This is a genomic window from Nocardia terpenica, assembly GCF_013186535.1.
Taxonomy (GTDB): Bacteria; Actinomycetota; Actinomycetes; order Mycobacteriales; family Mycobacteriaceae; genus Nocardia; species Nocardia terpenica.
The window spans coordinates 1,634,955-1,659,208 of record NZ_JABMCZ010000005.1; the positions used below are offsets into that span (position 1 = coordinate 1,634,955).

General features: G+C 68.9%; 25 protein-coding genes. 6 read left to right on the plus strand and 19 right to left on the minus strand.

Annotated elements, in window-relative coordinates:
- Nucleotides 1-30: 30 nt before the first annotated feature.
- Complete coding sequence (locus HPY32_RS43350) at nt 31-1,119, plus strand: pentapeptide repeat-containing protein (protein WP_082871211.1); 1,089 nt, start codon at nt 31-33, stop codon at nt 1,117-1,119.
- Entirely contained in the window at nt 1,116-3,056 is a 1,941-nt protein-coding gene (locus HPY32_RS46435) for a glycosyltransferase family 4 protein (RefSeq protein ID WP_171983311.1), read from the plus strand. Before HPY32_RS43350 ends, HPY32_RS46435 begins: the two co-directional genes overlap by 4 nt.
- 1,147 nt (nt 3,057-4,203) lie before the next feature.
- On the opposite strand, the gene HPY32_RS43360 is transcribed toward HPY32_RS46435, so the two are convergent.
- Nucleotides 4,204-6,204, minus strand: a complete 2,001-nt coding sequence (locus tag HPY32_RS43360; RefSeq protein WP_156674364.1) for an NB-ARC domain-containing protein — start codon at nt 6,202-6,204, stop codon at nt 4,204-4,206.
- Between the two features lie 167 nt (nt 6,205-6,371).
- On the minus strand, nt 6,372-7,481 hold the full coding sequence (rlmN, locus tag HPY32_RS43365; protein ID WP_067585963.1) for a dual-specificity RNA methyltransferase RlmN: 1,110 nt from the start codon (nt 7,479-7,481) through the stop codon (nt 6,372-6,374).
- Between the two features lie 136 nt (nt 7,482-7,617).
- Between rlmN and HPY32_RS43370 the strand changes: the two genes are divergently transcribed.
- Nucleotides 7,618-7,986: a LapA family protein gene (locus HPY32_RS43370; protein WP_171983312.1), complete on the plus strand. Its 369-nt coding sequence runs from the start codon at nt 7,618-7,620 to the stop codon at nt 7,984-7,986.
- Between the two features lie 3 nt (nt 7,987-7,989).
- Here the strand turns inward: HPY32_RS43370 and HPY32_RS43375 are convergent, their stop codons facing one another.
- The 6 genes from HPY32_RS43375 to rpsB form a co-directional block, all read right to left on the minus strand.
- Nucleotides 7,990-8,217: a hypothetical protein gene (locus HPY32_RS43375; RefSeq protein WP_067585952.1), complete on the minus strand. Its 228-nt coding sequence runs from the start codon at nt 8,215-8,217 to the stop codon at nt 7,990-7,992.
- Between the two features lie 115 nt (nt 8,218-8,332).
- Complete coding sequence (locus tag HPY32_RS43380) at nt 8,333-9,271, minus strand: phosphatidate cytidylyltransferase (RefSeq protein ID WP_171983313.1); 939 nt, start codon at nt 9,269-9,271, stop codon at nt 8,333-8,335.
- 3 nt (nt 9,272-9,274) lie between these two features.
- A complete protein-coding gene (gene frr, locus HPY32_RS43385) occupies nt 9,275-9,832 on the minus strand; it encodes a ribosome recycling factor (RefSeq protein WP_067595481.1) in 558 nt (185 codons plus the stop codon).
- 36 nt (nt 9,833-9,868) lie between these two features.
- A complete protein-coding gene (gene pyrH, locus HPY32_RS43390) occupies nt 9,869-10,597 on the minus strand; it encodes a UMP kinase (protein WP_067585949.1) in 729 nt (242 codons plus the stop codon).
- Between the two features lie 249 nt (nt 10,598-10,846).
- On the minus strand, nt 10,847-11,671 hold the full coding sequence (gene tsf, locus HPY32_RS43395; protein ID WP_067585946.1) for a translation elongation factor Ts: 825 nt from the start codon (nt 11,669-11,671) through the stop codon (nt 10,847-10,849).
- A gap of 109 nt (nt 11,672-11,780) precedes the next feature.
- Nucleotides 11,781-12,617, minus strand: coding sequence for a 30S ribosomal protein S2 (gene rpsB / locus HPY32_RS43400; RefSeq protein ID WP_067585943.1), 837 nt, complete (start codon nt 12,615-12,617; stop codon nt 11,781-11,783).
- 318 nt (nt 12,618-12,935) lie between these two features.
- On the opposite strand from rpsB, the gene HPY32_RS43405 reads away from it, so the two are divergent.
- Entirely contained in the window at nt 12,936-13,430 is a 495-nt protein-coding gene (locus HPY32_RS43405; protein WP_067585940.1) for a M23 family metallopeptidase, read from the plus strand.
- A 3-nt stretch (nt 13,431-13,433) separates the two neighbouring features.
- On the opposite strand, the gene HPY32_RS43410 is transcribed toward HPY32_RS43405, so the two are convergent.
- The gene (locus tag HPY32_RS43410; protein WP_067595479.1) at nt 13,434-14,198 is read right to left on the minus strand and encodes a siderophore-interacting protein; all 765 of its coding nucleotides are present in this window, start codon (nt 14,196-14,198) and stop codon (nt 13,434-13,436) included.
- Nucleotides 14,199-14,329: 131 nt separating this feature from the next.
- Between HPY32_RS43410 and HPY32_RS43415 the strand changes: the two genes are divergently transcribed.
- Both HPY32_RS43415 and HPY32_RS43420 read left to right on the plus strand, forming a co-directional pair.
- Entirely contained in the window at nt 14,330-14,848 is a 519-nt protein-coding gene (locus tag HPY32_RS43415) for a DUF1990 domain-containing protein (RefSeq protein ID WP_067595477.1), read from the plus strand.
- Nucleotides 14,849-14,938: 90 nt separating this feature from the next.
- Entirely contained in the window at nt 14,939-15,466 is a 528-nt protein-coding gene (locus tag HPY32_RS43420; RefSeq protein WP_067585936.1) for a VOC family protein, read from the plus strand.
- Between the two features lie 238 nt (nt 15,467-15,704).
- Here the strand turns inward: HPY32_RS43420 and HPY32_RS43425 are convergent, their stop codons facing one another.
- The 10 genes from HPY32_RS43425 to HPY32_RS43470 form a co-directional block, all read right to left on the minus strand.
- The gene (locus HPY32_RS43425; protein ID WP_067585932.1) at nt 15,705-16,079 is read right to left on the minus strand and encodes a GatB/YqeY domain-containing protein; all 375 of its coding nucleotides are present in this window, start codon (nt 16,077-16,079) and stop codon (nt 15,705-15,707) included.
- Nucleotides 16,080-16,312: 233 nt separating this feature from the next.
- Nucleotides 16,313-17,236 (minus strand): tyrosine recombinase XerC, encoded by a 924-nt coding sequence (locus HPY32_RS43430; protein WP_067585929.1) that lies wholly within the window; start codon nt 17,234-17,236, stop codon nt 16,313-16,315.
- A gap of 111 nt (nt 17,237-17,347) precedes the next feature.
- Nucleotides 17,348-18,508, minus strand: a complete 1,161-nt coding sequence (gene dprA / locus HPY32_RS43435) for a DNA-processing protein DprA (RefSeq protein WP_082871800.1) — start codon at nt 18,506-18,508, stop codon at nt 17,348-17,350.
- 247 nt (nt 18,509-18,755) lie between these two features.
- On the minus strand, nt 18,756-20,264 hold the full coding sequence (locus HPY32_RS43440) for a YifB family Mg chelatase-like AAA ATPase (protein WP_067585926.1): 1,509 nt from the start codon (nt 20,262-20,264) through the stop codon (nt 18,756-18,758).
- On the minus strand, nt 20,264-20,623 hold the full coding sequence (locus tag HPY32_RS43445) for a YraN family protein (RefSeq protein WP_067585923.1): 360 nt from the start codon (nt 20,621-20,623) through the stop codon (nt 20,264-20,266). Before HPY32_RS43445 ends, HPY32_RS43440 begins: the two co-directional genes overlap by 1 nt.
- Before the next feature lie 91 nt (nt 20,624-20,714).
- Nucleotides 20,715-21,020 (minus strand): DUF2469 domain-containing protein, encoded by a 306-nt coding sequence (locus HPY32_RS43450; protein ID WP_019929973.1) that lies wholly within the window; start codon nt 21,018-21,020, stop codon nt 20,715-20,717.
- A gap of 43 nt (nt 21,021-21,063) precedes the next feature.
- Nucleotides 21,064-21,792 carry a ribonuclease HII gene (locus HPY32_RS43455; RefSeq protein WP_269456528.1) on the minus strand — a complete coding sequence of 243 codons (729 nt, stop codon included), beginning with the start codon at nt 21,790-21,792 and terminating at the stop codon, nt 21,064-21,066.
- 131 nt (nt 21,793-21,923) lie between these two features.
- Entirely contained in the window at nt 21,924-22,721 is a 798-nt protein-coding gene (gene lepB, locus HPY32_RS43460; RefSeq protein ID WP_067585920.1) for a signal peptidase I, read from the minus strand.
- A 112-nt stretch (nt 22,722-22,833) separates the two neighbouring features.
- Complete coding sequence (rplS, locus tag HPY32_RS43465) at nt 22,834-23,175, minus strand: 50S ribosomal protein L19 (RefSeq protein WP_067585917.1); 342 nt, start codon at nt 23,173-23,175, stop codon at nt 22,834-22,836.
- A gap of 164 nt (nt 23,176-23,339) precedes the next feature.
- The gene (locus HPY32_RS43470) at nt 23,340-24,239 is read right to left on the minus strand and encodes a hypothetical protein (protein ID WP_067595472.1); all 900 of its coding nucleotides are present in this window, start codon (nt 24,237-24,239) and stop codon (nt 23,340-23,342) included.
- Nucleotides 24,240-24,254 lie beyond the last annotated feature (15 nt).

A 24,254-nucleotide genomic window follows, 5' to 3' on the forward strand; every position in this document is an offset into this window, starting at 1 on the left:
GAGCCCGGCCACGCCGTGTACGGATAAGCGATGCGATCTCGATTCTGGCGGACGGTCGGCGTGACCGCGCTGCTGGCCGCCGGCGTGGTCGGGGTGGGGTGGTTCGCCGTCGCGGTGCTGCCGGGCTGGGCGGTCGGGCACGATGCGGCGGGGCTGTCGGTGTCCGAGCGGGTGGCGGCGCTGAATACCGCACGCGGGCACAGCATTACGCTTATTTCGGCGCTGGGCGCGTTGGTGGTCGCCGGATTCGGCATCGACCGGCATTTCCTGGACAAGGACAAGCAGCGCCTCGAGCACGACAAGCAGCGTCTCGACCAGGACAAGCATCTGACCGGCTTGTTCGATACCGCGACCGCCCGCCTGGCCGCCGCGGAGCCGATCTCCCGCGCCGGTGGCGTGCGCACCCTGTTCCGTCTCATGGCCGCCTCGCCCCCGGATCACCCGCTGGTGGTGGCCTCGATCTGCGACATGCTGCGGCTGTACGCGGTCGGGGGTCGGCCGGACGGGCGGCTGCCCGCCGATCTGATCGCGGGCGTGGAGGCACTGCGGGATCGGCCGATCCGGCCCGAATCGCGGCCGTTGGATCTGATCGGCGTGCGGCTGCCTGGGTCGGATTGGCGTGGCGCCCGGCTGATTGGCGCGCGTTTCGCCGATGCCGACGCCCGCGCCAACCTGTGCGAGGCGAACCTCACCGGCACCGACCTCACGGGGGCCGAATGCCCCGGTATCGACCTGCGGCGGGCCATCCTGCGCGGCACCGTCCTGACCCGGACAGATCTCACCGAGGCCGATCTGACCGAGGCGAACCTCACCGATACCGATGCCGTGGGCGCACGGCTGGCGAATGCGCTACTGCTGCGGGCGGATCTGCGCGGAGCGAATTTCCGCGGTGCGGATTTGCGGCGGGCCCGGCTGCGCGGCGCCCGCCTCGGCGCGGCCGACGGACTCGCCACCGATCTCACCGACGCGGATCTCACCGACACCGACCTGACCGGCACCGACCTGCGCGAGGTCCGCGGCCTCACCGATGCCGCGGTCCGCGCGGCCGTCGTCGACGGCGAGACGAAACTCCCTGCGGGAGTGACACATCCGCGCCTGCCCAGCGCCCGATCGCGGTGACCGGACGGCCGACCGTGGTGGTCGCCGTGCACGACGGCTTCTACGGCTGCGGCACCGGCGCGGGATACGCGAACCACGGCTTTCTCCACACGCTGCTTTCCCTGCTGCCCAAGGGAATTCATCTCGCCGTCCTGCCGGTGCGGATGGCCCCGGACAGCCCGGAATACCATCCGGACTGGCACCGCCGGGTCCGGGCGCTGCTGCACGACCGCGACGTCTCGATCCACCCGATCGACAATGGCACCGGCGGGCGGGACCGGTGGGGCGCCCTGGACAACTTCCGGCAATGCAGCGCCGACGCCGCCGACCGCATTCGGCGCGACATCCTCCCCCGCGTCGGGCGGGTGCTCATCGTCGCCTTCGACGTGCCGTTCTTCGGGCTCGCCGCGCTGCTGCCACCGGCCGTGCGGCGGCACCTGATCGTCGTCCCGCGCTCCAGCGGCCTGCTGCACGCCCCGCACGACACCGAACGCATCGCATGGGAGCGCGACGGCCTGCACGCCGGACTGTCGGCGGGCGCCCGGATCGGGGCCATCTCCCCGTACATGCGCAGGCATCTGCGCGAGGATTACGGCGTTCCGCATTGTGCCCTGCGAGAATTCGCCGATGGTTTGTGCGCGGTCGACTGGCGGCGGCTCACCGGTCCCGCCACCGATATCGGCATCGAGCTGCCCGGCGAATTCGTGTTCACCATGGGCCGGGCCGAGCCGTACAAGGGATTCGAGGATCTGCTCGACGCCGTCGCAATTCTGCGCGGGCGGCGAAAACATGTGCCGCATCTGGTCTTCGCCGCTACCGCGGAAACCTCGCGGCCCACCGACTATCAGCGATACCTCGCGGCACGCATCGCGGAACTCGGCATCGACGCCACGATCGTGCACCGATTCACCCCGGCGGTGCCCCGGATACTCACCCATCCGGGTATTCGCGCGGTGATCGTGCCGTCTCGCGCCGAGCCGTTCGGCAGAATTCCGATGGAGGCGTTCGCGGCGAGCGCCGGACCGGTGGTGACCACCACCGCGCACGGGCTGTCCGGTCAGATCACCGACGGGGTGACCGGATTCACCTGTCCGCCGGGTGCGCCCGACGCTCTTGCCGCGGCACTGTCGCGCGCCCTCGCCCTGGATTCCCGGCGGCGGCGCGCGATGCTGCGGCGGGCCCGGGCGCACGCGCTGCACCACTACGATCACGAGGCGATGGTGCGCGGGGTGCTCGCCGAGTCCGCCCCCTGGCTGATGCGCGCGGGGCGGGAGAACGATCGGCTACGGTTGCCGAGTTGTACTCGTTCGATTGTCACCGCAGGGGGTTCCGTGCAGGCCAGGCCGTCAGTGAAGGTTCCGATCGGCCTACAGGCGCGGCACTGGAATACGATTCGGCCCGAGCGCCGCGTACTGGTGGTCGCCCATCACGTCACCTCGCTGCTGCGGCTGGTCGATATGCTCACCGTTTTCGATTCCGACCCTCGCGTGCAGCTGGTATTCAGCTGGAACGGTTCGGACCCGTTCGTCGACGGAATCGACGAATGCCTGGCCCGGCTCGGCGCCATGGTTATCCCCTGGCACCAGGCGATCAATACCGAATTCGACCTGGCCATTGCCGCGAACCACGGTGGGCTGACCGAAATTTCGGCCGATCTCATTATTCTGCCGCATGGTGCTGGATACACTAAGAATTCACCAGGAGAGCCGGAGAGCCGGAGAGCCGGAGAGCCGGAGAGCCGGAGAGCCGGAGAGCCGGAGAGCCGGAGAGCCGGAGAGCCGGAGAGCCGGAGAGCCGGAGAGCCGGAGAGCCGGAGAGCCGGTCCGTGTTCGGGCTGTCGCAGGAATGGTTGCTGTACAACGGCCGTCCGATCGCGTCGGCGTTGGTGCTCGGGCACGAATCGGAGTTGGCGCGGCTGCGGGCACTCACCCCGGCGGCGGCCGGAATCGGCGTTGTAGCGGGCGATCCCGCATTCGATCGGATGCTCGTCAGTCGGCATCTGCGCATGCACTATCGCCAGGCACTGGCGGTGGCGCCCCACCAGAAACTGATCGTCGTCTGCACCACCTGGTCCGACCGCTCGCTGCTCGGCAACTGGCCCACCCTGTTTCGCGAACTCACCGCCTGCCTGCCCCGCGACGAGTACCGAATAGTCGGCCTGGTCCACCCCAATGTCTGGCACGGCCACGGCACCCTCCAGGTGAACACCTGGCTGGCCGACGCCCGCCGCGCCGGGCTCACACTGATCGGCCCCACCGAAGGCTGGCAGGCCGTCCTACTGGCCGCGGACCTGATAGTCGGCGACCACGGCGCCACCACCTGCTACGGCGCGGCCGAGGACCTACCGGTCCTGCTCGGCACCTACCCCGACGGCGACGTGGCCCCCGGCTCGGTCGGTGAGCTACTGGGCACGCTCGCCACCCGCATCAATCGCCACGAAACACTGCGCACACAAATCGAATACGCCATGCAGCGCCACCGACCCGGCCACTTCGCCCCCATCCGCGACCTGATGACCTCCTGCCCCGGCGAGGCCATCGAACGACTACGCGCACTGTGCTACCGGCATATGCGGCTATCGGTCCCCGCGACCGCGCCGGTAACCCCCGTCATCCCACCGGAGTTGATCGCGATCGACCGCCCGACGGTGCTCGCCGACCATGTGACCTGCACACCGACCGGCCCCGCCGAATACACGATCGCGCGGTACCCGGCGGGCGTCGAGATCGACCGTGCCACAGCGGGTTACCTGGATCGTGCCTTCCTCGTCGTGCACGAGAATCACTCCCAGCAGTCGCTACTGCACGAGGCACCGGTCGTACTCGCCACCACTCCGGCGGCCGGGCAGGACGCCGATGACGTGCTCGCCGATATTCTGCGCCGGTGGCCCGCCGCTCAGGTCGCGGCCGTGGCGGACACGGACGGGCAGCTGATCCTTACCCGCCGGGGTCATCGAATCTCGGTGCGCGGCAATGACACCGGTCCAGCTGCGGCCGTCGTCTACGAGTGGCTGCTGACCGGTGTGGGCGAAATTCCTTCGGAGCTGGGCGTTATCGTCGGTTCGCGGCGAGAGACGTTGGTGCTGCGCCGAACTCGCGATGACAATCAGTGATCGGCCGGAGGTTCGTCGAGTTCGGCCGCCCGTCCCAGCCAGTAACGCGCTTCCTCGTCTCGACCCAATCGTAGTAACAGATGCGCGAGTACGTCGCAGCTGTCCGCTTCCCAAGACCTCAGGCCGTGTTCGGCTTCCAGTCGCACGGCGTCGGTCAGCACGCGAATCGCCTCGTCGGCGTGCCGTTCTCCGGCGACCGCGAGAATGCGCCCAAGATTGGCAACCGATTTCGCGTGATTGTGATGTTCCCTGCCGCCGTCGAAATACCGCACCGCGCGGCGAGCGGCCGCGACAGCCTCGTCGGAGCGGCCCACCGCGGACAGCATCGGGCTGCCGTTCATATCCAGGAGCACGTCTTCGCGCTCCCGCCAGTCCTCCGGGAAATCCGGATCGGCCACCAGCAGACGGGCTTTCGACAGCGCCGCCACCGCGCTGTGGTGATCGCCGAGCCGCTGGTGCACGAATGCCTCCCAGATCGCCGCCTGCGCGAGGCCGAATACGGCGCTCGATCCGCGCAGCCGCCCGGCCAGCGCGCCCGCCCGCCGGAATTGATCCAGGGCCTCGTCGTGCATTCGCTTACCGAAATACCCGCGCCCCAGCGCATTGTGCATGACCAACAGCGGCAACGGTTCCCCCAGCCGTTGCGCGGCGGCCAGACCGTGGCCGTGCACCTCGATCGCGTCGTCGTAGAGATCGCGCTGGAAATAGAAGGTGATCAACGCTTCACAGAGCTGCCATACCAGGTCGTCCAGACGTGCGTCGCTCGCGGCCCTGACGGTCCGGCGCAGATTGGCTCGTTCCAGCTCGAGGTCGGCTTCCGCTCGCGCGTACGCGTCGTCTCCGGAGTACGCGGGCGCGACGCCCTCGATGAACAGCGGACCGAACCGCACCCGATCGCTGATCACCATCTCGCGAGCCACCGCGAACTCCAGATACGACTCGACCATGCGCCGCAGTGCCCGATCCACGTCGGCGGGATGCAATTCCGACAGCAACCCGCGCGCGTGTTGCGCTGTCAGGGTGTGGATCTCGAAGCGTCCGCCCGGCAGTTCGGCGAGAAGGCACCAGTCCACCAGTGTCCGCAGGTCGTCGGCGACGGAACCCGGATGATCCGGCCCTGCCAGCGCACCCGCGACGCGCTCGCCGAATTGTCCGCCCTGGTGCGCGCCCAACAGGCGATAGAGAGTCCGTGCACCCTCCGGGAGGCTGTCGAATGCCTCCTCGAACAAAGGAACCAGCACCGGCCTGTCATCGATCGTGAATTCGGCCAAGCGCGATTCGGCCGCGCGCAAGACCCGAACGTAGGCGGCCGGGTCGTCGCGATAGTGCGTCCGGAGCCGGGCCCGCGCGATGGCCAGGGCGTGTGGCAGATGTCCGCACAGGTCCACCAGCTCTCGCAACGAGGCGTCGTTCGCGCGGGCGGTATCGGGATTCATGCCGTACACGAGCAGTTTTCGCGCATTCTCGGCATCGAACAGCTCGACCGGCAGCACGTCGTAGTCGTAATACCGGAACCCGTCGGAGCGGCGTCGACTGGTCGCGATGACGACACTGTACGGGGAGCCGGGCAGCAGAGCTTGAATCTGCCCCGCATCCTCGACCCCGTCGAGCAGCAGCAGCGTGGATCGATGAGCCGTCCGCGCCCGGAAGACCGCCTGCATTTCCTCGATGGTCGGCGGCACCTTCGTGATCCCGAGCTCGTTCAGACAGATCCCCAGTACATCCTGCGTGGACCAGGCGTGGCCGGACTCCCCCAGCGTCAGCATCAGGACAACCTCGAACGACCGATCCGTCCGGGCCCGCAAGTCACGGGCCGACCGCACCGCCAGCATCGTCTTGCCGATACCGGGCATCCCGGTGAGCACCAACACCGCCTGACGCCCCTCGGCGAGCGCCCGCTCCACGGCGGCCATCAGACCGTCGCGCTCGTCCTCTCGGTCGACGAAGAGCAGCGGCGGAGGCTGGAGAAGATCCAGCACCACCGATTCACCCATCAGCAACCCCCTACCCTGCACACCGTCGGCCTTGCCGAGCACCCTACCCCGGTCCGCACACGGCACGAAGCAACGCACTCAACAGGTTTCGGGCCCGGGCAGGCCGGGATCGCTGCGCCAGAAGATATGGGTCTGCGCGTCCGGTACGCGCCTACGGTCCCGCTCGCTCAGCCTTCGGCTGCCAACTGCCCGCACGCGGCCGCGATCTCCTGCCCCCGCGTATCCCGCACCGTGCACGGCACCCCCTGCGCCTCAACCCGCCGAACAAATTCCCGTTCAACAGCTTTCGGCGACGCGTCCCACTTCGAGCCCGGGGTCGGGTTCAGGGGGATCAGGTTGACGTGGACGCGGGAGCCCAGTGCCCTGTGTAGTTTCGAGCCCAGCATGTCTGCGCGCCAGGGGTGGTCGTTGATGTCTCGGATCAATGCGTACTCCACCGATACCCGGCGGCCGGTTTTGTCCGCGTAATATCTTGCGGCGTCCAGGACTTCGGAGATCGGCCAGCGGTTGTTGACCGGGACCAGTGTGTCTCGGAGTTCGTCGTCGGGGGTGTGTAGGGAGACCGCCAGCGTCACCGACAGGCCCTCGTCGGCGAGCTTTCGGATCGCGGGGGCCAGGCCGACTGTCGACACCACCACATTTCGCTGGGAGATTCCCAAACCGTCCGGAGCCGGAGATGTGATGCGGCGGACCGCGTTCACCACCCGCTTGTAGTTCGCCAGTGGCTCGCCCATGCCCATGAAGACGATGTTCGACAAGCGTCCGGGGCCGCCCGCTACCTCGCCGTCGCGCAGGGCGGCCGCGGCCGCGCGGACCTGGTCGACGATTTCGGCGGTGGAGAGGTTGCGGTCGAGGCCGCCCTGGCCGGTGGCGCAGAACGGGCAGGCCATGCCGCAACCGGCCTGGCTGGAGATGCACAGGGTGTTGCGGTCGGGGTAGCGCATGAGGACGCTCTCCAGCAGGGTGCCGTCGCCGGCGCGCCACAGGGTCTTGCGGGTGGTGCCCTCGTCGCAGACGACGTGGCGGACCTCGGTCAGCAGCGGCGGGAACAGTGCCTGGGCGACCTTGGCCCGCAGGGGGGCGGGCAGGTCGGTCATCTGCTCGGGATCGGCCTGCAGGCGGCCGTAGTACTGCCGCGCGACCTGATCGGCCCGGAAGGTGGGCAGACCCAGTTCCGCCATGGCCGCGCGCCGCCCGTCCGCGTCGAGATCGGCGAGGTGCCGGGGCGGCATACCACGGCGCGGGGCATCGAACACAAGCGGAAGGGGGGTAGTCATAACCTCTCCAGTGTCCCATCCGGCCCGGCCCGCGCGCCGCCAGGGCCACGATAGACCGGTCACACCCGCGCGACATGCCGTCACCGACGGGCGGATAGACGTGCATATACCCATAGCGATCGGGAATGATCACTACATGACAAGCGATGCCGTTCCGCCCCCCGGCCCGGACCCGGCCCCGCCCGCCGAGACCCCGCCCACCCGGACCTCCCCCACCCCGAAGACCCCCGCGAAGCCGACGACCTCCACCGGCTCCGCCCCCACCCTGAAAACACGCACCGGCTACACCTGGACCGCGCTGGTCGCGGCGGCCCTGCTCGGTATCGTGGTCCTGATATTCATCCTGCAGAACCTCGAGCAGGCCCGAGTGCACCTGTTCTTCTGGAGCTTCTCGCTCCCGCTCGGTGTCACCGTCCTGCTGTCGGTCATCGCGGGCGCACTGGTGATGGCGCTCGTCGGCGGCTGGCGCATTCTGCAGCTGCGCCGCGCCGCCAAACGCAGCTGACCGCTAGTTCGAGGACGGCACCGACCGGCTGTCGATGTGCGGCTGACGCGGCGCGTTGTGGTCGGTGCCGCGGTAGTGCAGCGGGTCATCCTGGGACTGGCAGGGGGTGTCGCCGTTGTTCACGTCCGAACAGGGCGGCAGCGGGTGATCGGCCGCCGCGGTCCCGGCGGCAACCACCGATCCGAGCGCCACGGTGGCGGCGGCAACGACGGCAAACATCAACGGGCGCATGGGAATTCCTTCCGATCGAGAGGGATCACCCGATCCCCTCGACATCACACCGCCGCGAGCTTAGGGGCAGCTGGCAGCGGGCGCGGAATTCACCGTGAACCCCACAGGGCGAACCTCACAGCAAGGCGGTGAACACCACCCACGCCACGAACGCCGACGGCAGCATCGAGTCGAGCCGGTCCATGATGCCGCCGTGCCCGGGCAGCAGCGTGCCCATGTCCTTGATCCCCAGCTCCCGCTTGACCTGCGATTCGATGAGGTCGCCGCAGGTGGCCACCAGCACCACCGCGATCCCGACCAGCACCCCGATCATCGAATTCGCCTGCAGCAGCAGCGTCACCGTGAGCAGGCCGCCGATCACACAGAACACCAGCGACCCGGCGAAACCCTCCCAGGATTTCTTCGGGCTGATCGCCGGAACCATCGGATGCTTGCCGAACAGCACACCGGCCACGTAACCGCCGACATCCGAGCACACCACCAGGATCATGAACGTCAAGACCCGCAGATTGCCCCGCGGCTCCAGCAGCATCAGCACCGCGAACGAGGCCAGCAGCGGGATCCAGGACAGCACGAACACCGAGATCGCGGTGTCGCGCAGGAAGTTCCGGGGCGTCGCGGCGAGGCCGTGGTCGAACAGTCGCCAGGCCATGCACACCAGTGCCGTGCCCGCGAACGCGCCCACCACCGCCTGCGTGCCGAACGGCCAGCCCAGCCAGATCATCGCCTGCCCGCCCAGGATCAGCGGAATGCGCGGCACCAGCACGTCGGCCTCGCGCAGCCGCTTGGTGACCTCCCAGGTGGCGACGGCGATCGCGACCGAGACGACGCCGATGAGAACCTTGTGCGCGAACAGCAGGATGGCGATGAGCGACAGGCCCAGCCCGAAGCCGACGGCGAGCGCGGCCGGTAAGTTGCGACCGGCACGCGAGGACTTGCCGTTCGGCTGCGTCGCCGACGGCGGATCCGGAACCGGTGTCGCACCGGTCGCCTCGCTCACCGGTATCGCATCACCGGCCGCGGCGTCATCGACCACGATCGTCCCGTCGCTCACTTGTCAGACCTCGAGCAGTTCGGATTCCTTGTGCTTGACCAGTTCATCGATCTGGCCCACGTACTTGCCGGTGAGCTTGTCCAATTCCTTCTCGGCACGGCCCACCTCGTCCTCGCCGGCCTCGCCGTCCTTCTGGATGCGTCCTAGCTCGTCCATCGCCTTGCGCCGCACGTTGCGGATGGCGATCTTGGAGTCCTCGCCCTTGGACTTGGCCTGCTTCACCAGTTCCCGGCGGCGCTCCTCGGTCAGCTGCGGGACGAGCACGCGGATGATGTTGCCGTCGTTGGTGGGGTTGACACCGAGATCCGAGTTGCGGATGGCGGTTTCGATGGTCTGCAACTGAGCCTGCTCGTAGGGCTTGATGACGACCATGCGCGGTTCGGGAACCGTGATGCTCGACATCTGGGTAATCGGCGTCGGCGCACCGTAATAGTCGACGACGACCCGGTTGAACATGCTCGGATTCGCGCGACCGGTGCGGATGGACCCGAGATCGTCCTTCGCCACCGAGACGGCCTTCTCCATCTTCTCCTCGGCGTCGAAGAGCGCTTCTTCAATCACGACCGTTTCCTCCACAGCGTCATCGAGTTGATCCGTTCAGGACCGAACCAGTGTGCCGATCTTCTCACCGGCCACGGCACGGGCAATGTTGCCCTTCGTCAAGAGATTGAACACCAGAATCGGCATCTGGTTGTCCATACAGAGGCTGAACGCCGTGGAGTCGGCGACCTTCAGTCCACGTTCGAGCAGCTCCCTGTGGGTGATCTCGGAGAACATCTCGGCCCCGGGGTCCTCGCGCGGGTCGGCGGTGAAGACGCCGTCGACGGCCTTGGCCATCAACACCACCTCGGCACCGATCTCCAGCGCGCGCTGGGCCGCGGTGGTGTCGGTGGAGAAATAGGGCATGCCCATGCCCGCGCCGAAGATCACGACGCGGCCCTTCTCCAGGTGCCGCTTGGCGCGCAGCGGCAGATACGGCTCGGCGACCTGCCCCATGGTGATCGCCGTCTGGACCCGGGTGTCGACCCCCTGCTTCTGCAGAAAGTCTTGCAGCGCAAGGCTGTTCATCACGGTGCCGAGCATGCCCATGTAGTCCGAGCGGGCCCGCTCCATGCCGCGCTCCTCGAGTTCGGCGCCGCGGAAGAAGTTTCCGCCGCCGATCACCACCGCGACCTGCACACCGGTCGCGACCACCTCGGCGATCTGCTCGGCAACCGTCTGCACCACGTCGGGATCGAGCCCGACCCTGCCGCCGCCGAACATTTCCCCACCCAGTTTGAGGAGTACCCGGTGATAGCCCTTGCGGGCCGGTTCCAAGTCCGACATCGGTCTCCTTCTTCTCGGCAGACGGGTTCCACACATGCGAAAAGACCATCCGGTGTCGAGAGAGACATGGGACGGTGACAAAGCTCTGACTATCCTGCCCTACGCGCGGGCGAGGACGTCACCCGACCCTCGATTCGTAATCGTTCGGTTGCCTGCACGGCGGCGACGATAGGGGGTGGAATCGGGGCCGGAGCGGCAAAAGGCCCCTCGCGCGACGGAATTCGTTGCACGAGGGGCACTTTCGACGGCTTACGCCTGACCGACCTCGAAGCGGGCGAAGCGGGTCACGGTGACACCGGCCTCGTCCAGCAGCTGCTTGACGGTCTTCTTGCTGTCGGTGACCGACGGCTGCTCCAGCAGGACGACGTCCTTGTAGAAGCCGTTGACGCGGCCCTCGACGATCTTCGGCAGCGCGGCCTCCGGCTTGCCCTCCTCGCGGGCGGTCGCCTCGGCGATGGAGCGCTCCTTCTCGACCACGTCGGCCGGGACCTCGTCGCGGGTGACGTAGCGGGCCTTCAGCGCGGCGATCTGCATGGCGGCCGAACGCGCGGCCTCGGCGGCGGCGTCGCCCTCGCCCTGGTACTCGACCAGCACGCCGACGGCCGGCGGCAGGTCCGAGGACCGCTTGTGCAGGTAGGTCGCGACCGGGCCGGTGAAGGACACGACGCGGCGCAGCTCCAGCTTCTCGCCGATCTTCGCGGCCAGCTCCTGCACCACCTGGTCGGCGGTCTTGCCGTTGACGTCGATCGCCTTGAGCGCGTCCAGATCCGCCGGGCGGAACTTGGCGGCGGCCTCGACGATATCGCCGGCCACGTTCTGGAACTCGTCGTTCTTGGCGACGAAGTCGGTCTCGGAGTTGAGCTCGATCATCACGCCGTCCTGCGCCGCGACCAGGCCCTCGGCGGTGGCGCGCTCGGCGCGCTTGCCGACGTCCTTGGCGCCCTTGATGCGCAGTACCTCGACGGCCTTGTCGAAGTCGCCGGCGGATTCCTCCAGCGCCTTCTTGCAGTCCATCATGCCGGAGCCGGTCAGCTCGCGAAGCCGCTTCACATCCGCGGCGGTGTAGTTCGCCATCCTGGCGAGCCTCCTCGTTCGATTGGGTTCAGGTCTCTAGCACCACCATGCCGACCGCTTCCGAACAGGAAGGGCCGGCACGGTGAAATTCTGCGGTCGGGCTCGGAGCTCAGCTCTCGGCCGGGGCCGAGGCCGGAGCCGGGGTCTGCTCTTCGGCAGTCTCGGCGTTCGGGCTCGCCTGAGCCAGCAGCTCCTGCTCCCATTCGGCGAGCGGCTCACCCGCGCCGGCCTCCGGCTTGGCATCGCCGCCGGCACGCGCGGCACGAGCCTGCACGCCCTCGGCGACGGCGGAGGCGACGACCTTGGTCAGCAGCGCGGCCGAGCGGATGGCGTCGTCGTTGCCCGGGATCGGGTAGTCGACCAGATCCGGGTCGCAGTTGGTGTCCAGGATCGCGATGACGGGGATGTTCAGCTTGCGAGCCTCGCCGACGGCGATGTGCTCCTTGTTGGTGTCGACGACCCAGATGGCCGAGGGCACCTTCTGCATGTCGCGGATGCCGCCGAGGGTGCGCTCCAGCTTGTTCTTCTCACGCGTGAGCATGAGGATTTCCTTCTTGGTGCGACCCTCGAAACCGCCGGTCTGCTCCATCGCCTCGAGCTCCTTGAGGCGCTGCAGCCGCTTGTGCACGGTGGAGAAGTTGGTGAGCATGCCGCCCAGCCAGCGCTGGTTCACGTAGGGCATGCCGACGCGGGTCGCCTCGGAGGCGATGGACTCCTGCGCCTGCTTCTTGGTGCCGACGAACAGCACGGTGCCGCCGTGGGCGACGGTCTCCTTGACGAACTCGTACGCCTTGTCGATGTAGGTCAGCGTCTGCTGCAGGTCGATGATGTAGATGCCGTTGCGGTCGGTGAAGATGAACCGCTTCATCTTCGGGTTCCAACGGCGGGTCTGGTGCCCGAAGTGCGCGCCGCTGTCGAGCAGCTGCTTCATTGTTACGACAGCCATTGCTGCGTAGGCCTTTCGTTGCCGGTTGACGCAGGGGTCGGCGACTCCTGCCCTGGCACCCACAGCCGCCGGACCCGAGAACGGGACCAGCCGACGGCCTGTCGTGTGGATGCGCGAAGTCGATCCGTATGGGGGCGGATCGCCTGACCAGTCTACGGGGGTCGTGAGCGAGTTCCTAAACGGGGTGGTCGGAGACCCGATCGGCGCTCCGGGTATCCGCCTCGGGTGTAAAAGCTGGCTGTTCACAACCGCGTGGTTCATCCACACTCGCCGAAGGCGATCTTCCCACCGGCCGTGTCGCGCGGGAGGGTTGCGGGTATGCGCTGGTTACTGCTGATCCTGCTCGGCTGGCTGCTGCTGCCGATCGTCCTGCCCGCGCCCGATGCGGCGGCGGGGGTTCCCGGTTCCTACGACTGGCCGCTGCGGCCGCGGCCCGCGGTCGTGCGCCCGTTCGACAAACCGTTGCACGACTGGCTGCCCGGCCATCGGGGTGTCGATCTCGCGGGCGCCGCCGAGCAGCCCGTGCTGGCCGCCGGGGTGGGGGTGGTGGCCTTCGCCGGGGAGGTCGGCGCGAAGCCGGTCGTGTCGATCGACCACCCCGGCGGCCTGCGCACCACCTACGAGCCGGTGCGTGCCACGGTTCCGGTGGGGCGCAGGGTGATTCGCGGCGATGTCGTCGGCGCGCTGCAGCCGGGGCACCCCGGCTGCCCCGCGGTCTGCCTGCACTGGGGGCTGCGCCGGGGCCACGACTATCTCGACCCGCTGCGGCTGCTGCATCGAGCACCGCTGCGGCTCAAACCGGTCGGGACGTGAGGGTCAGTTCGGCGCGCCCGCGGTGGCCGATTCCCGTTCGGCCAGTTCGCGTTTCCACTCGCGGAAGCTCTCCTCGGTGCGGCCGCGGCGCCAGTAGCCGGAGATGGAGGCGAACGCGGCGGGGACTCCGCGTTCCTTGCGCAGGTACGGGCGCAACTCGTGCATGACGGCCTGGGCCTCGCCGTGAATGAAGGCGTGCACCCGGCCGTCGCGCCAGGGCTCGGCCCGCACTGCCGCCGCGAGCCGCTCGCCCGGGGCGGCGTCGCCGCGATGCACCCAGGTCAGCTCCACACCGGCGGGGCGGTCGAAGTCCAATTCGTCTGCGGGGCCCGCGATTTCGACGAAGACGCGGCCCACCGCCCGCTGCGGCAGGGCGGCGCAGGCGGCGGCGATGGCGGGCAGCGCGGCCTCGTCGCCGGCCAGCAGGTGCCAGTCGGCCTCCGGGCTCGGGGAGTAGGCGCCGCCGGGGCCGAACAGGTCGATGGGGTCGCCGGGTTGGGCGGCGGCGGCCCACGGGCCCGCGACGCCCTCGTCCCCGTGGTGCACGAAATCGATGGCGATCTGCTGATTGTCGGGATCGATCGCGCGCACGGTGTAGGTGCGCGTGACCTCACCTTCGGGAACGGGGAAGAGCAGTTTGACGTAGGCGTCGGTGAAGCCGTTGGGCTGGAAGGCCGCGAAGCCGGGGCCGCCGAGATGGACGCGAATCAGATGATCGGTCAGGCGTTCGGTGCGCTGGACCACGAAGCTCAGACGGGTGCGAGCCAAGGAGAACACCTCCATAATTAGGGTTACCTAATAGACCGTAGCATGAAGTATCGCCGATAGCTCGCGATACATCTGAGTTTGTTCGATTCGAGCGTCTGGTGCGCCGCGGCGATCCCGAGCACCATGGACACATGGCGACCCCGCCCGACGTTCCCCCCTTCACCTACTCCGAAACCGGCGCCACCAACGGCGAATTCCCGCCCGGCTACCACCATTTCCGGCTACGCCGCCGGATCGGTACGGGCCGCGACCTGTTCGAGTCGACGGCCGAGCAGATCCTGTCCTACCGCATGCAACGCGGCACCGGCATCCTCGCCGAGGCCAGCACCCCCACGGCCCGCCCCGGCACCCTGGTGACGGTCCGCCTCCCCCTGGGCCCCTTCACCATCACCGCCCCCTGCCGCGTCGTGTACACCCTCGACGACCCGCACCGCCGCGGCTTCGCCTACGGCACCCTCCCCGGCCACCCGGAATCGGGCGAAGAACTCTTCGCCACCGAATACGACCCCACCACCACAGCGGTCTACGCCCTGACAGCCGCCTTCTCCCGCCCCGCCACCTGGTACACCCGCCTGGGCGGCCCGATAACCCGTCTCGCCCAGCGGTACATCGCGGGCAAGTACATCGAGGCCGTCCGACCGCCGCAATGAACAATCCGGATCCCCGTCACGTCGGTCACAGCGCAGCGTCAGGACACTCGGCTTGACCCTCACGTTGCGTGAGGCTCGACGGTGGGGTCCATGAATGATTATTACAACGCTTTCGAGGTGAGCCCGGTACCTGATCCCGGCCCGGATGCGGTTGCGCCGGAGCCGTTTCGGGGCATTTATGCGATGCCCGCGTTCGTGACGATCCCGACCGGCGATGTGGCCGCGTCGGTGGACTTCTGGGTTCGTGGGCTGGGGTTTATCGAGCTGTTCAGCGTCCCCGGCGCGATTGTGCATCTGCGCCGGTGGGCATTCCAGGACGTGCTCCTGGTGCCGACGGCGAGTGTTCCGGAGCAGACACCGGCACTGACCGTCAGTTTCTCGTGCGTGCTCAGCCAGATCGATTCCCTCGTCGAGACCTGTCGTGCACTGCGCCCGAACTCGGTCGACGGCCCACGGGATACCCCTTGGAACACCCGCGATGTGGAGGTGATCACCCCCGAGAACGCACGGATCGTGTTCACCGCGGCAAAGCCCCTCGATCCGGCCAGCCAGGAGGCCCGGAGCTTCGAAGCCATGGGGATCACCCCACCGGACATCGGTCGCGGCGGCAATCGATAGTCCGGAGCATGCTTGCCGCCGATCAGGTCTCGACGCGTCTGGGCGTGACACTCCGCGCACTGCACCACTGGGATGACATAGGCCCGGCGCGACCGCCGCTGCGCAGGAAAGACCGACCTTCGCAGCACCAACAACCGGCGCACCGCCAGGCTCGAGCACTACAACAACGAACGACGCCACGCGGTCCTCGGAGGCCAGCCGGTCAGTCGGCTGGGACCGACCTCATGGCCGGGCGCGACTAGTCGGCGGGCAGGTGTCGAGTCAGTTCCTCTGCTTCGGCTCGTAGGTCGGAGGCGTGGGCGGGGCGGCCTAGCTGTTCGTATTCGGCTGCGGTGGTGAGTCGTTCGGTGATCTCTTGGTGGACGATCTGTTCGATGTCGGATTCGGTGAGGAGGCGGCGTTGGGCCTCGGCTGTGCCGAGGCCGACGGAGGTGGCCTCGATGGCGCCCGCGGTGATGTGGGAGGCGTCGATGGCCTCGGCGTTGTCGATGGCGGCGAGTGCCGAGCGGAGGGCCTTGGTCGCGTTGCGGTCGCGACGCTTCATGGCGGCGGGGAGGGCGGCACGCAGTCGCTCGCGTAGGGGAGGCACTTCGGTGGACGAATCGGTCGGCATGGTCGCGACAGTATGCGTTCGGGGATTCGAGGTCGAGCGGGTTTCCTGCGTGGCGGCCCACGCTCGGGTGGCGGCTCTGGAGTGGTACGGGGTTCGTAAGCGAAATGCTCCGAAGGACATTGTCGGCGGGCATACGGATATGGCTGTGCGACGGGTGAGATGCCGGAGGATGCCGCCGTCGGCCACGCATTCGGACCGATGGATTGGAGCTGGTGGAGCGGAGGTTCGGCTGTTCAGGCGCGGGGGTGGGCCTGGTCGTGGACCTTTTTGAGGCGGTCGATGGAGACGTGGGTGTAGAGCTGGGTGGTGGCCATGCTGGCGTGGCCGAGGAGTTCCTGGACCACGCGGAGGTCGGCGCCGCCCTCCAGCAGGTGGGTGGCGGCGGTGTGGCGGAGGCCGTGCGGGCCCATGTCGGGGGCGCCGGGGATGGCCGAGACCACCTCGTGCACAACGGTTCTGGCCTGGCGCTGGTCGAGGCGGCGGCCGCGGCGGCCCAGGAGCAGGGCGCGGCCGGAGTCGGCGACGGCCAGGGCCGGGCGGCCGTAGCGCAGCCACGCCTGCAAGGCCGCGTCGGCGGGGGCACCGAACGGAACCGCGCGCTCCTTGTTGCCCTTGCCGAGGACCCGGACCTGGCGGCGCTCGCGGTCGACGTCCTCGATGTCGAGCCCGCACAGCTCGCTGACCCGAATGCCGGTGGCGTACAGCAGTTCCACGATGAGGCGGTCCCGCAGCGCCATCGGGTCGTGTTGGGCCGCACCCGATTCCGCCGCCGCCATGGCCGCGCGGGCCTGTTCGCGCCCGAGCACCGCGGGCAGTACCCGATGCGCCCGCGCCGACCCGAGCCGCGGCCCCGGATCGACCGCGAGCCGTCCGGTGCGGGTGAGCCACGCGGTGAACCTGCGTGCCGAGGAGGCCCGCCGCGCCATCGTGGTCCGCGCCGCGCCGGTCGCCGACTGCTCCGCCAGCCACGACCGCAGCAGCGAGAGGTCGATCTCCCCCACCCCCGAATCCGCGGCCCGCGCACACAGATGCAGCAGCAGCGACCGCGCATCCCCCACATACGCCCGCACCGTGTGCGCCGACCGGTTCTGCCCCAACCGCAAGTGCCGCCCGTATTCCTCGAGCAGCGCCACCAAATCCTCGGGCAGTTCATCCATACGATCCACCGTCACCGACCAACCAGCCCCTGGCAAGTCACCGCGCCGGTCCCAGACGGTCGCTCCGGGCACAGACTCGCGCTCCGGTACCGACCGGCGACCACCCATGACCTACCGGGCATTTCGCGCCACCCTGAACCAGCCGGAACTGTCGGAGCCGATCAGACCGGCCAATTCCAGGGCGGGGAGGGCGGCACGGACCGCGGTGAGGGAAAGGCCGGAGTGCGTGGCCAATTCGCGCGGGAGCCGGGAGCCCGCGGTGGGGAGGGCCGCGTAGACGAGGGCCTCGTCCCCGGTGAGGTTGTCTTCGGTGGGTTGGTTGCCGGGGAAGCAGAGGTGGAGCGGGCCCGCCTCGTCGAGGATTTCCTCGGCCCGGGTGACCAGGAGTGCCTCGCCGTCGCGGATCATGCGGTGGCAGCCGACCGAGGCGGCGGAGGTGACCGGGCCGGGGATGGCGAGGGTCGGGCGGCCCAGGCGGCGAGCCCATTTCACCGTATTGCGGGCGCCGCTGCGCAGTCCCGCCTCGACCACCAGAACACCGTCGGCCAGGGATGCGATTAGCCGATTGCGGGCCAGGAAATGGTGTTTGTGGGCGGTGGCGCCCGGCGGGTATTCGCTGACCACCGCGCCGTTTTCGGCGATCTCGGTGAGCAGGCGGTCGTGCTGGGCCGGATACGCGCGGTCGATGCCGCAGCCCAGCACGGCGATGGTGGGCCCGCCGACCGCCAGTGCCGCGCGGTGGGCCGTGCCGTCGATACCGAAGGCCGCGCCCGACACTATGGTCCAGCCGCGCGCGGCGAGATCGGCGGCGATCTCGCCGGTGACCTGCTCGCCGTAACCCGTGCTGCAGCGCGCACCGACCACCGCCAGCGCCTGCTCGGTCGCGTGCAGCACCGACAGCGGGCCGCGCACCCACAGCACCAGCGGCACCGCCGCCGCGGCGTCGCGCGACGGATCGAGCTGGCCCAGCCCGAGCAGCCGCCAGGCGGGCCATTCCGGATCGTCCGGGGTAATCACCCGCCCGCCGAGCCGGTCGACCGTCTCCAGATCCTTTTCCGCACGGTCGATCCCGCGCCGCAGCTCGGTCGGCCCGCGCAGCGACTCCGGCAACGCACACTCGCGCACCGCCCGCGCCGCCTCGACCACACCGACCTGCTCGATCAGCGCCGACAATGCCGCACAGGGCCCCTCGACAACCCGCGACAGATACACCCACGCCAGCCGCCGCTCATCCGCATCGAGCAGCACCACATCCGGTGTGCCATCGACCATTCCCTCGATCCCGGCCGCCGCCGAAACCCCGAACGCCTCCGACCCCCTCACCGCCCGCACCCCCTCCCCTCCCGCGGACCTACCTCCCACATCACGAAATACCGCCCCCTGCCAACCCTTCCGCCGAAAGAACACGCGGCGGTGCCACCACGAGCCCCCGAAGACAATCCACACGACCACACATCGGACGAGCCTTCGTGCTCGGTAGCGACACACGAACGGAACGCCGGACCTGTACAAACTCGCCTCACAGCGCACCCCGCTGGCGGAAGTTCAGGGCCTGCATGACGTCTTGGGCGGTGGGGACTTCGCCGCCGCGGAGGTCGCAGACGGTCCAGGCGACTCGGATGGCGCGGTCGGCGCCGCGGGCGGACATGCGGCCCTGGCGGAGGGCGTTTTCTACCGGGGCCAGGGACTCGCGGGGGAGGCGGAAGCGTTGGCGGAGGACGTGTCCGGGGACCTCGGCGTTGGTGGTCCAGCCGTAGTCGTGCCAGCGGTGGGCCGCGGCCTGGCGGGCCACCGCTACCCGGGCACGTACCACCTCGCTGCTCTCGGCCTCGGAGGTGGCGAAGGCACCGGCGGCCTGGCCGTGCATTTGGACCCAGATATCGATGCGGTCCATCAGGGGGCCGGATAGTTTGCCCAGATAGCGGCGGCGGGCCAGCGGGGCGCAGATGCAGTCCACATCGCGGGCCGGGGCGCACGGGCACGGGTTCGCGGCCAGGATCAGCTGGAACCGCGCCGGAAAGCGGGCCACGCCGTCGCGGCGGGCGATGCGGACCTCACCCTCCTCCAAGGGAGTTCGCAGCGCCTCCAGGACCTTCGCGTGAATCTCGGCGCACTCGTCCAGGAACAAGACCCCGCGATGGGCGCAGCTCACCGCGCCCGGTCGCGCCGACCCCGAGCCGCCGCCGACCATCGAGCTCACCGACGACGAATGATGGGGGGCGACGAACGGCGGCATGGTGATGAGCGGATGGTCGCCCGGCAGCGTGCCCGCCACCGAATGGATTGCCGTGACCTCCAGCGACTCCGACTCCGTCAGGGCGGGCAGCAGCCCCGGAAGCCGCTGCGCGAGCATGGTTTTGCCGATGCCGGGCGGACCCGTCAGCAGCAGATGGTGCCCGCCCGCGGCCGCCACCTCCAGCGCCCAGCGCGCCTCGTCCTGGCCCACCACCTCGGTGAGGTCGCCGCAGGTGCGTTCGGTGAGCGGCAGTTCCCCGGCGGGACCGCGCAATTCGGCGTCGCCGCGCAGCCAGTCGACCAGCGCGCGCAGCGTCGGCACGCCGAGGATCGTAATGCCGTCCACCAGACCGGCTTCCGCCAGCGCGGACTCCGGAACCACCGCGACCGACCGGCCCGCGCCGCGCGCCGCGAGCACCGCGGGCAGGATTCCGCGCACCCGCCGCACCCGGCCGTCCAGCGCCAGCTCGCCGAGCAGGACCGTGCCCACCAGCCGCGAGGACGGAACCGAGTCGCCCGCGTCGAGTACGGCCGCGGCCAAGGCCAGGTCGTACACGCTGCCGACCTTGGGCAGCGTCGCCGGGGACAGCGCGAGGATCACCCGGCCGTCGGGCCACTTCTCCCCCGAATTCGTGACGGCGGCCCGGACGCGGTCCCGCGATTCCTGCAGGGTGGTGTCGGGCAGGCCGACCAGGTGCACCGACGGCAGGCCCTGGCCGATATCGGCCTCGATCTCGACGAGCTGCCCGTCCACACCCGTCACCGCGACCGAGTGGGCCCGGCCGAGCGCCATCAGAACACCGCCGCGAGATGGGTGATGACCGGCTCACCGCCGTCGCGCGGCACCAGCACCGACACCACGTCGAAGCGGATGTTGCGCCACGGCCCGGCCTGCTCGTTGAGCCACAGCAGCGCCAGGCGGCGGATACGCTGCTGTTTGACGAAGGTCACCGCCTCGGCCGGGGTGCCGAAACCCAGGCCGGACCGCGTCTTCACCTCGACGAACGCGGTCACGGCCGCGTCGCGGACGATCAGATCCAGCTCGCCGTAGCGGCAGCGCCAGTTCCGTTCGATGATCTCCATCCCGGCATCGCGCAGGAACCGCGCGGCCAGCTCTTCCCCGTGTGCGCCGAGCGCCAGTTTGTCTGCCACTCGCCCAGCGTGACCGAGACGGCTCCGGCCTCGGGCCGGGCGACCTGGGGAAACAGAAAGCCTGTGGATAGCCGCCCGGCTGTGGATACCGCTACTCGGGCAGGCGCAGGTCCGTCTTCTCCAGCTCCTCGATGTTCACGTCCTTGAAGGTGATGACCCGGACGTGCTTGACGAAGCGCGCCGGGCGATACATATCCCATACCCAGGCATCCGACATGCGCACCTCGAAATACACCTCGCCGTCGGCGTTCTGCGGGCGCAGCTCGACGGAATTGGCGAGGTAGAAGCGGCGCTCGGTCTCCACCACGTACGAGAACTGACCGACGATGTCCTTGTACTCGCGATACAGCGAGAGCTCCATCTCGGTTTCGTATTTCTCGAGGTCCTCGGCACTCATCTGGTGGAACGTCCTCCTTCTCGCCGCAATGCGTGTGCTGACATCATCTCGCATGCGCGGTATCGGTAGCCACTCGCCTCGAATCGGGCAGGTCGGGCTCATCGGTCACAACGTCGATCGCGCCGGTGTCGCGCACGTTACGCCAGCTCCGGCGATGCTCACTGGTGGGGCCGAGCCGCTCCAGCGCGGCGATGTGCTCGGCGGTGTTGTAGCCCTTGTGCGCGGCGAAACCGTAACCGGGCATTCGCTTGTCCAGGTCGACCATCATGCGGTCGCGGGTGACCTTGGCCAGGATGCTGGCCGCCGCGATACAGGCCGCCGTCGCATCGCCGCCGATCACCGGCAACGACGGCACCGGTATGCCCGGCACCCGGAAGCCGTCGGTCAGCACGTAGCCGGGCTCGGCCTCCAGCCCGGCGATCGCGCGCCGCATGCCCTCGATATTGGCCACGTGAATGCCGATGGAGTCGATCTCCCAGGCGGGGATCACCACGACCTTCCAGGCCAGGGCGCGGCGCTTGATGATCGGGAACAGCTGCTCGCGAACGGGTTCGGTGAGCTTCTTGGAGTCGTTGAGCCCGGCCAGCGAGTCGTACGCCTTGGGCGCGAGCAGGCACGCGGCCACTACGAGCGGCCCGGCGCAGCACCCGCGCCCCGCCTCGTCCACGCCCGCGACCGGTCCCAGCCCGCTGCGGATCAGTGCCGCCTCGAGCGTGCGCAGGCCCGCGGCCTTGCGCATCACCACCCGCGGCGGCCAGTCCGCACTCCGGATGACGGGTCGAATCTTCTTCTCGCCCTTGCCCTTCCGGGCGACGCGCTGCTGGTTGCGCCCCACTGCACCCACCGTTCGATTATGCCCCGGCCCCCGGCGTTCGATGCGCCGGGGCACGACGACAGCGTCGGTTACTGGGGATTCTGCGCTCGGACCGGTCCGATCCGGTTCGGCGGCCAGATCTTGAACACCGCCTTGCCGCGCACGTCGGAGACCGGGACCGTGCCCTGATACCTGTCGTCCATGTGGGCGCGCGAGTCGGCGGATCGGTTCCGGTTGTCGCCCATCACCCACAGATTCCCCTCGGGCACCTTGACCGGGCCGAACTCGCGTCCCAGCGGATTGAAGTTGCTGAAGGCCACTCCCGGAACGTACGGGGCGATGTACCGGGCATACGGTTCGTCGAGCGGCTTGCCGTCGACCATGACCCGGCCCTGGACGTCGCAGCACTGCACCGTCTGCCCGCCGACCGCGATGACGCGCTTGACGAGGTCGTTCTCGTCCGGCGGCACGAGCCCGAAGAACGAGAAGAAGTTCTGGACGCCCCGGACGACGACATTGCTCGACCGGTTCGAGTGATACGTCTTGTTCCAGGAGTCGGACGGGCCGACGAACACGACGACGTCGCCCGGCTTGGGATCGCCGAAGTCGTAGCTCAGCTTCTCCACGTAGATCCGGTCGCCGGTGCAGCCGGTGCAGCCGTGCAGGGTGGGTTCCATCGACTCGGACGGGATCACGTACGGGCGCCCGATGAAATTCACCACCAGCGCCGCGATCACCGCCGCGATCACGATCAGGATCGGCACCTCTTGCCAGAACGGGCGGCCCTTGGTGTTCTTCCCGCGCCGCCGCCGCTGGCTTCGCCGGGATCCGCTCGCGCGTTCATCGTCGGCCCCTGGCGCGGTCACCGAGTCGCTTTCGTCTGCCACGCGGAACAGAGTAGCCGAGCACCGCCGTCGCGGGCTTGTCGCCGCCTGAGCGTCGGACAAGCGAACCCCCGGCCCAAGGACCGGGGGTTCGATGCTGCGCAGACGCGACGGGTCAGCGCTTTTCCTTGATCTTGGCGGCCTTGCCGCGCAGATCGCGCAGGTAGTACAGCTTGGCCCGGCGGACATCGCCGCGGGTCACGACATCGATGTGGTCGATGTTCGGGCTGTGCACCGGGAAGGTGCGCTCGACGCCGACACCGAAGGACACCTTGCGGACCGTGAAGGTCTCGCGGATGCCGCCACCCTGACGCCGGATGACGGCGCCCTTGAAGACCTGGAGACGCTCCTTGTTGCCTTCGATAACCTTCACGTGCACGTTGATGGTGTCACCCGGCCGGAAGTCGGGGACATCGGTGCGCAACGACTTTTCGTCGACGAAGTCGAGGGTGTTCATTTCCGTCCTTTTGGAGTTCGCGCGAACAGAGGAACCTGGCGGCGCCGTCGGGCGCTCGGCCGGTTCGTGCTCCGGATATTGGGCGGTGCGCTGGGCCGAACTCGCCCAGGGCAACCCGAGCATTGTGCCAGATCGGAGCGGGTGGGGCGAAATCGGGGTCGGGATCAGCGCCGGACGCCGTCGCCATGATGCACCGGATCGAGCCCGCCGTCCGGCCCGCCGGGCAGCGGCTCGTGCTCGCCGCGGTGCGGGGCGGGCGGCGCCGGGAGCACGGTCCGGGCCAGTTCCTCCTCGGTGGCCCGGCGGATGTGCGCGACATCGGGTTTGCCCGCGATCAGGTCCTGCACGAAGATCTTGGCCCGGATCACCGGCCTGCGGTAGCGGCGTTCGCGCACGACCGCGCGGCGCATGAGCGTCTTGCGGCCCGCGTAGCGCCAGCGCGCCCACGGCGCTCCCGGCCGGCTCAGCCGCAACGCGCCGACGACCAGCAGCGGCAGGAAGAACATGCCGAACAGGCCGGTCCAGATCTTGCCCTTGGCGATGACGATCGCGGCGAGCATCAGATTCACCACCGCGAAGATGATCAGGAAGATGTGCCCGGCCCGGCCGTCGTGGCGAATGTCGTTGATATCCAGCAGCCACAGCGGATGGAAGCCCAGCAGCAGCAACCCGGTCACGGCGAGCGCGACGAACACCGCGTCCACCGAGGTGCGGCCCTGCTCCTCCCAGTACACGTCGCGCAGGTAGTAGATGAGCGCGAATTCGTCCAGCACCAGCGACGCGCCGAGGCCGAACACCGAGGCGAGCGTGGCCACCGTCGGCACCCCCGCGTCGTAGAGGGTGACCAGTCCGATGCCGGACAGCAGCACCAGCACCACGCCGAACACCATGTGGTGGATGTGCACATTGCCGGCGCGCAGATTACCCGGCCACCAGCGCACCTGCTTGCGAATCAGCCGCACGCTGAGGCGGATCAGCAGGAAGCCGACGATGAATCCGAGCAGGAAGCACAGCAGCGGCACCCGCCCGTGATCGATCACGGACTCGTCGAGCCACCGTCGCAAACCAGACATCCCGTC

What these genes read in the sequence shown, in the direction of transcription:
- HPY32_RS43350 (WP_082871211.1), top strand. Translation starts at nt 31, where the DNA reads ATGCGATCTCGATTCTGGCGGACGGTCGGCGTGACCGCGCTGCTGGCC.
- HPY32_RS43360 (WP_156674364.1), bottom strand. Translation starts at nt 6,204, where the DNA reads ATGGGTGAATCGGTGGTGCTGGATCTTCTCCAGCCTCCGCCGCTGCTC.
- rlmN (WP_067585963.1), bottom strand. Translation starts at nt 7,481, where the DNA reads ATGACTACCCCCCTTCCGCTTGTGTTCGATGCCCCGCGCCGTGGTATG.
- HPY32_RS43370 (WP_171983312.1), top strand. Translation starts at nt 7,618, where the DNA reads ATGACAAGCGATGCCGTTCCGCCCCCCGGCCCGGACCCGGCCCCGCCC.
- HPY32_RS43375 (WP_067585952.1), bottom strand. Translation starts at nt 8,217, where the DNA reads ATGCGCCCGTTGATGTTTGCCGTCGTTGCCGCCGCCACCGTGGCGCTC.
- pyrH (WP_067585949.1), bottom strand. Translation starts at nt 10,597, where the DNA reads ATGTCGGACTTGGAACCGGCCCGCAAGGGCTATCACCGGGTACTCCTC.
- tsf (WP_067585946.1), bottom strand. Translation starts at nt 11,671, where the DNA reads ATGGCGAACTACACCGCCGCGGATGTGAAGCGGCTTCGCGAGCTGACC.
- rpsB (WP_067585943.1), bottom strand. Translation starts at nt 12,617, where the DNA reads ATGGCTGTCGTAACAATGAAGCAGCTGCTCGACAGCGGCGCGCACTTC.
- HPY32_RS43405 (WP_067585940.1), top strand. Translation starts at nt 12,936, where the DNA reads ATGCGCTGGTTACTGCTGATCCTGCTCGGCTGGCTGCTGCTGCCGATC.
- HPY32_RS43415 (WP_067595477.1), top strand. Translation starts at nt 14,330, where the DNA reads ATGGCGACCCCGCCCGACGTTCCCCCCTTCACCTACTCCGAAACCGGC.
- HPY32_RS43420 (WP_067585936.1), top strand. Translation starts at nt 14,939, where the DNA reads ATGAATGATTATTACAACGCTTTCGAGGTGAGCCCGGTACCTGATCCC.
- HPY32_RS43425 (WP_067585932.1), bottom strand. Translation starts at nt 16,079, where the DNA reads ATGCCGACCGATTCGTCCACCGAAGTGCCTCCCCTACGCGAGCGACTG.
- HPY32_RS43430 (WP_067585929.1), bottom strand. Translation starts at nt 17,236, where the DNA reads ATGGATGAACTGCCCGAGGATTTGGTGGCGCTGCTCGAGGAATACGGG.
- dprA (WP_082871800.1), bottom strand. Translation starts at nt 18,508, where the DNA reads ATGGTCGATGGCACACCGGATGTGGTGCTGCTCGATGCGGATGAGCGG.
- HPY32_RS43440 (WP_067585926.1), bottom strand. Translation starts at nt 20,264, where the DNA reads ATGGCGCTCGGCCGGGCCCACTCGGTCGCGGTGACGGGTGTGGACGGG.
- HPY32_RS43450 (WP_019929973.1), bottom strand. Translation starts at nt 21,020, where the DNA reads ATGAGTGCCGAGGACCTCGAGAAATACGAAACCGAGATGGAGCTCTCG.
- rplS (WP_067585917.1), bottom strand. Translation starts at nt 23,175, where the DNA reads ATGAACACCCTCGACTTCGTCGACGAAAAGTCGTTGCGCACCGATGTC.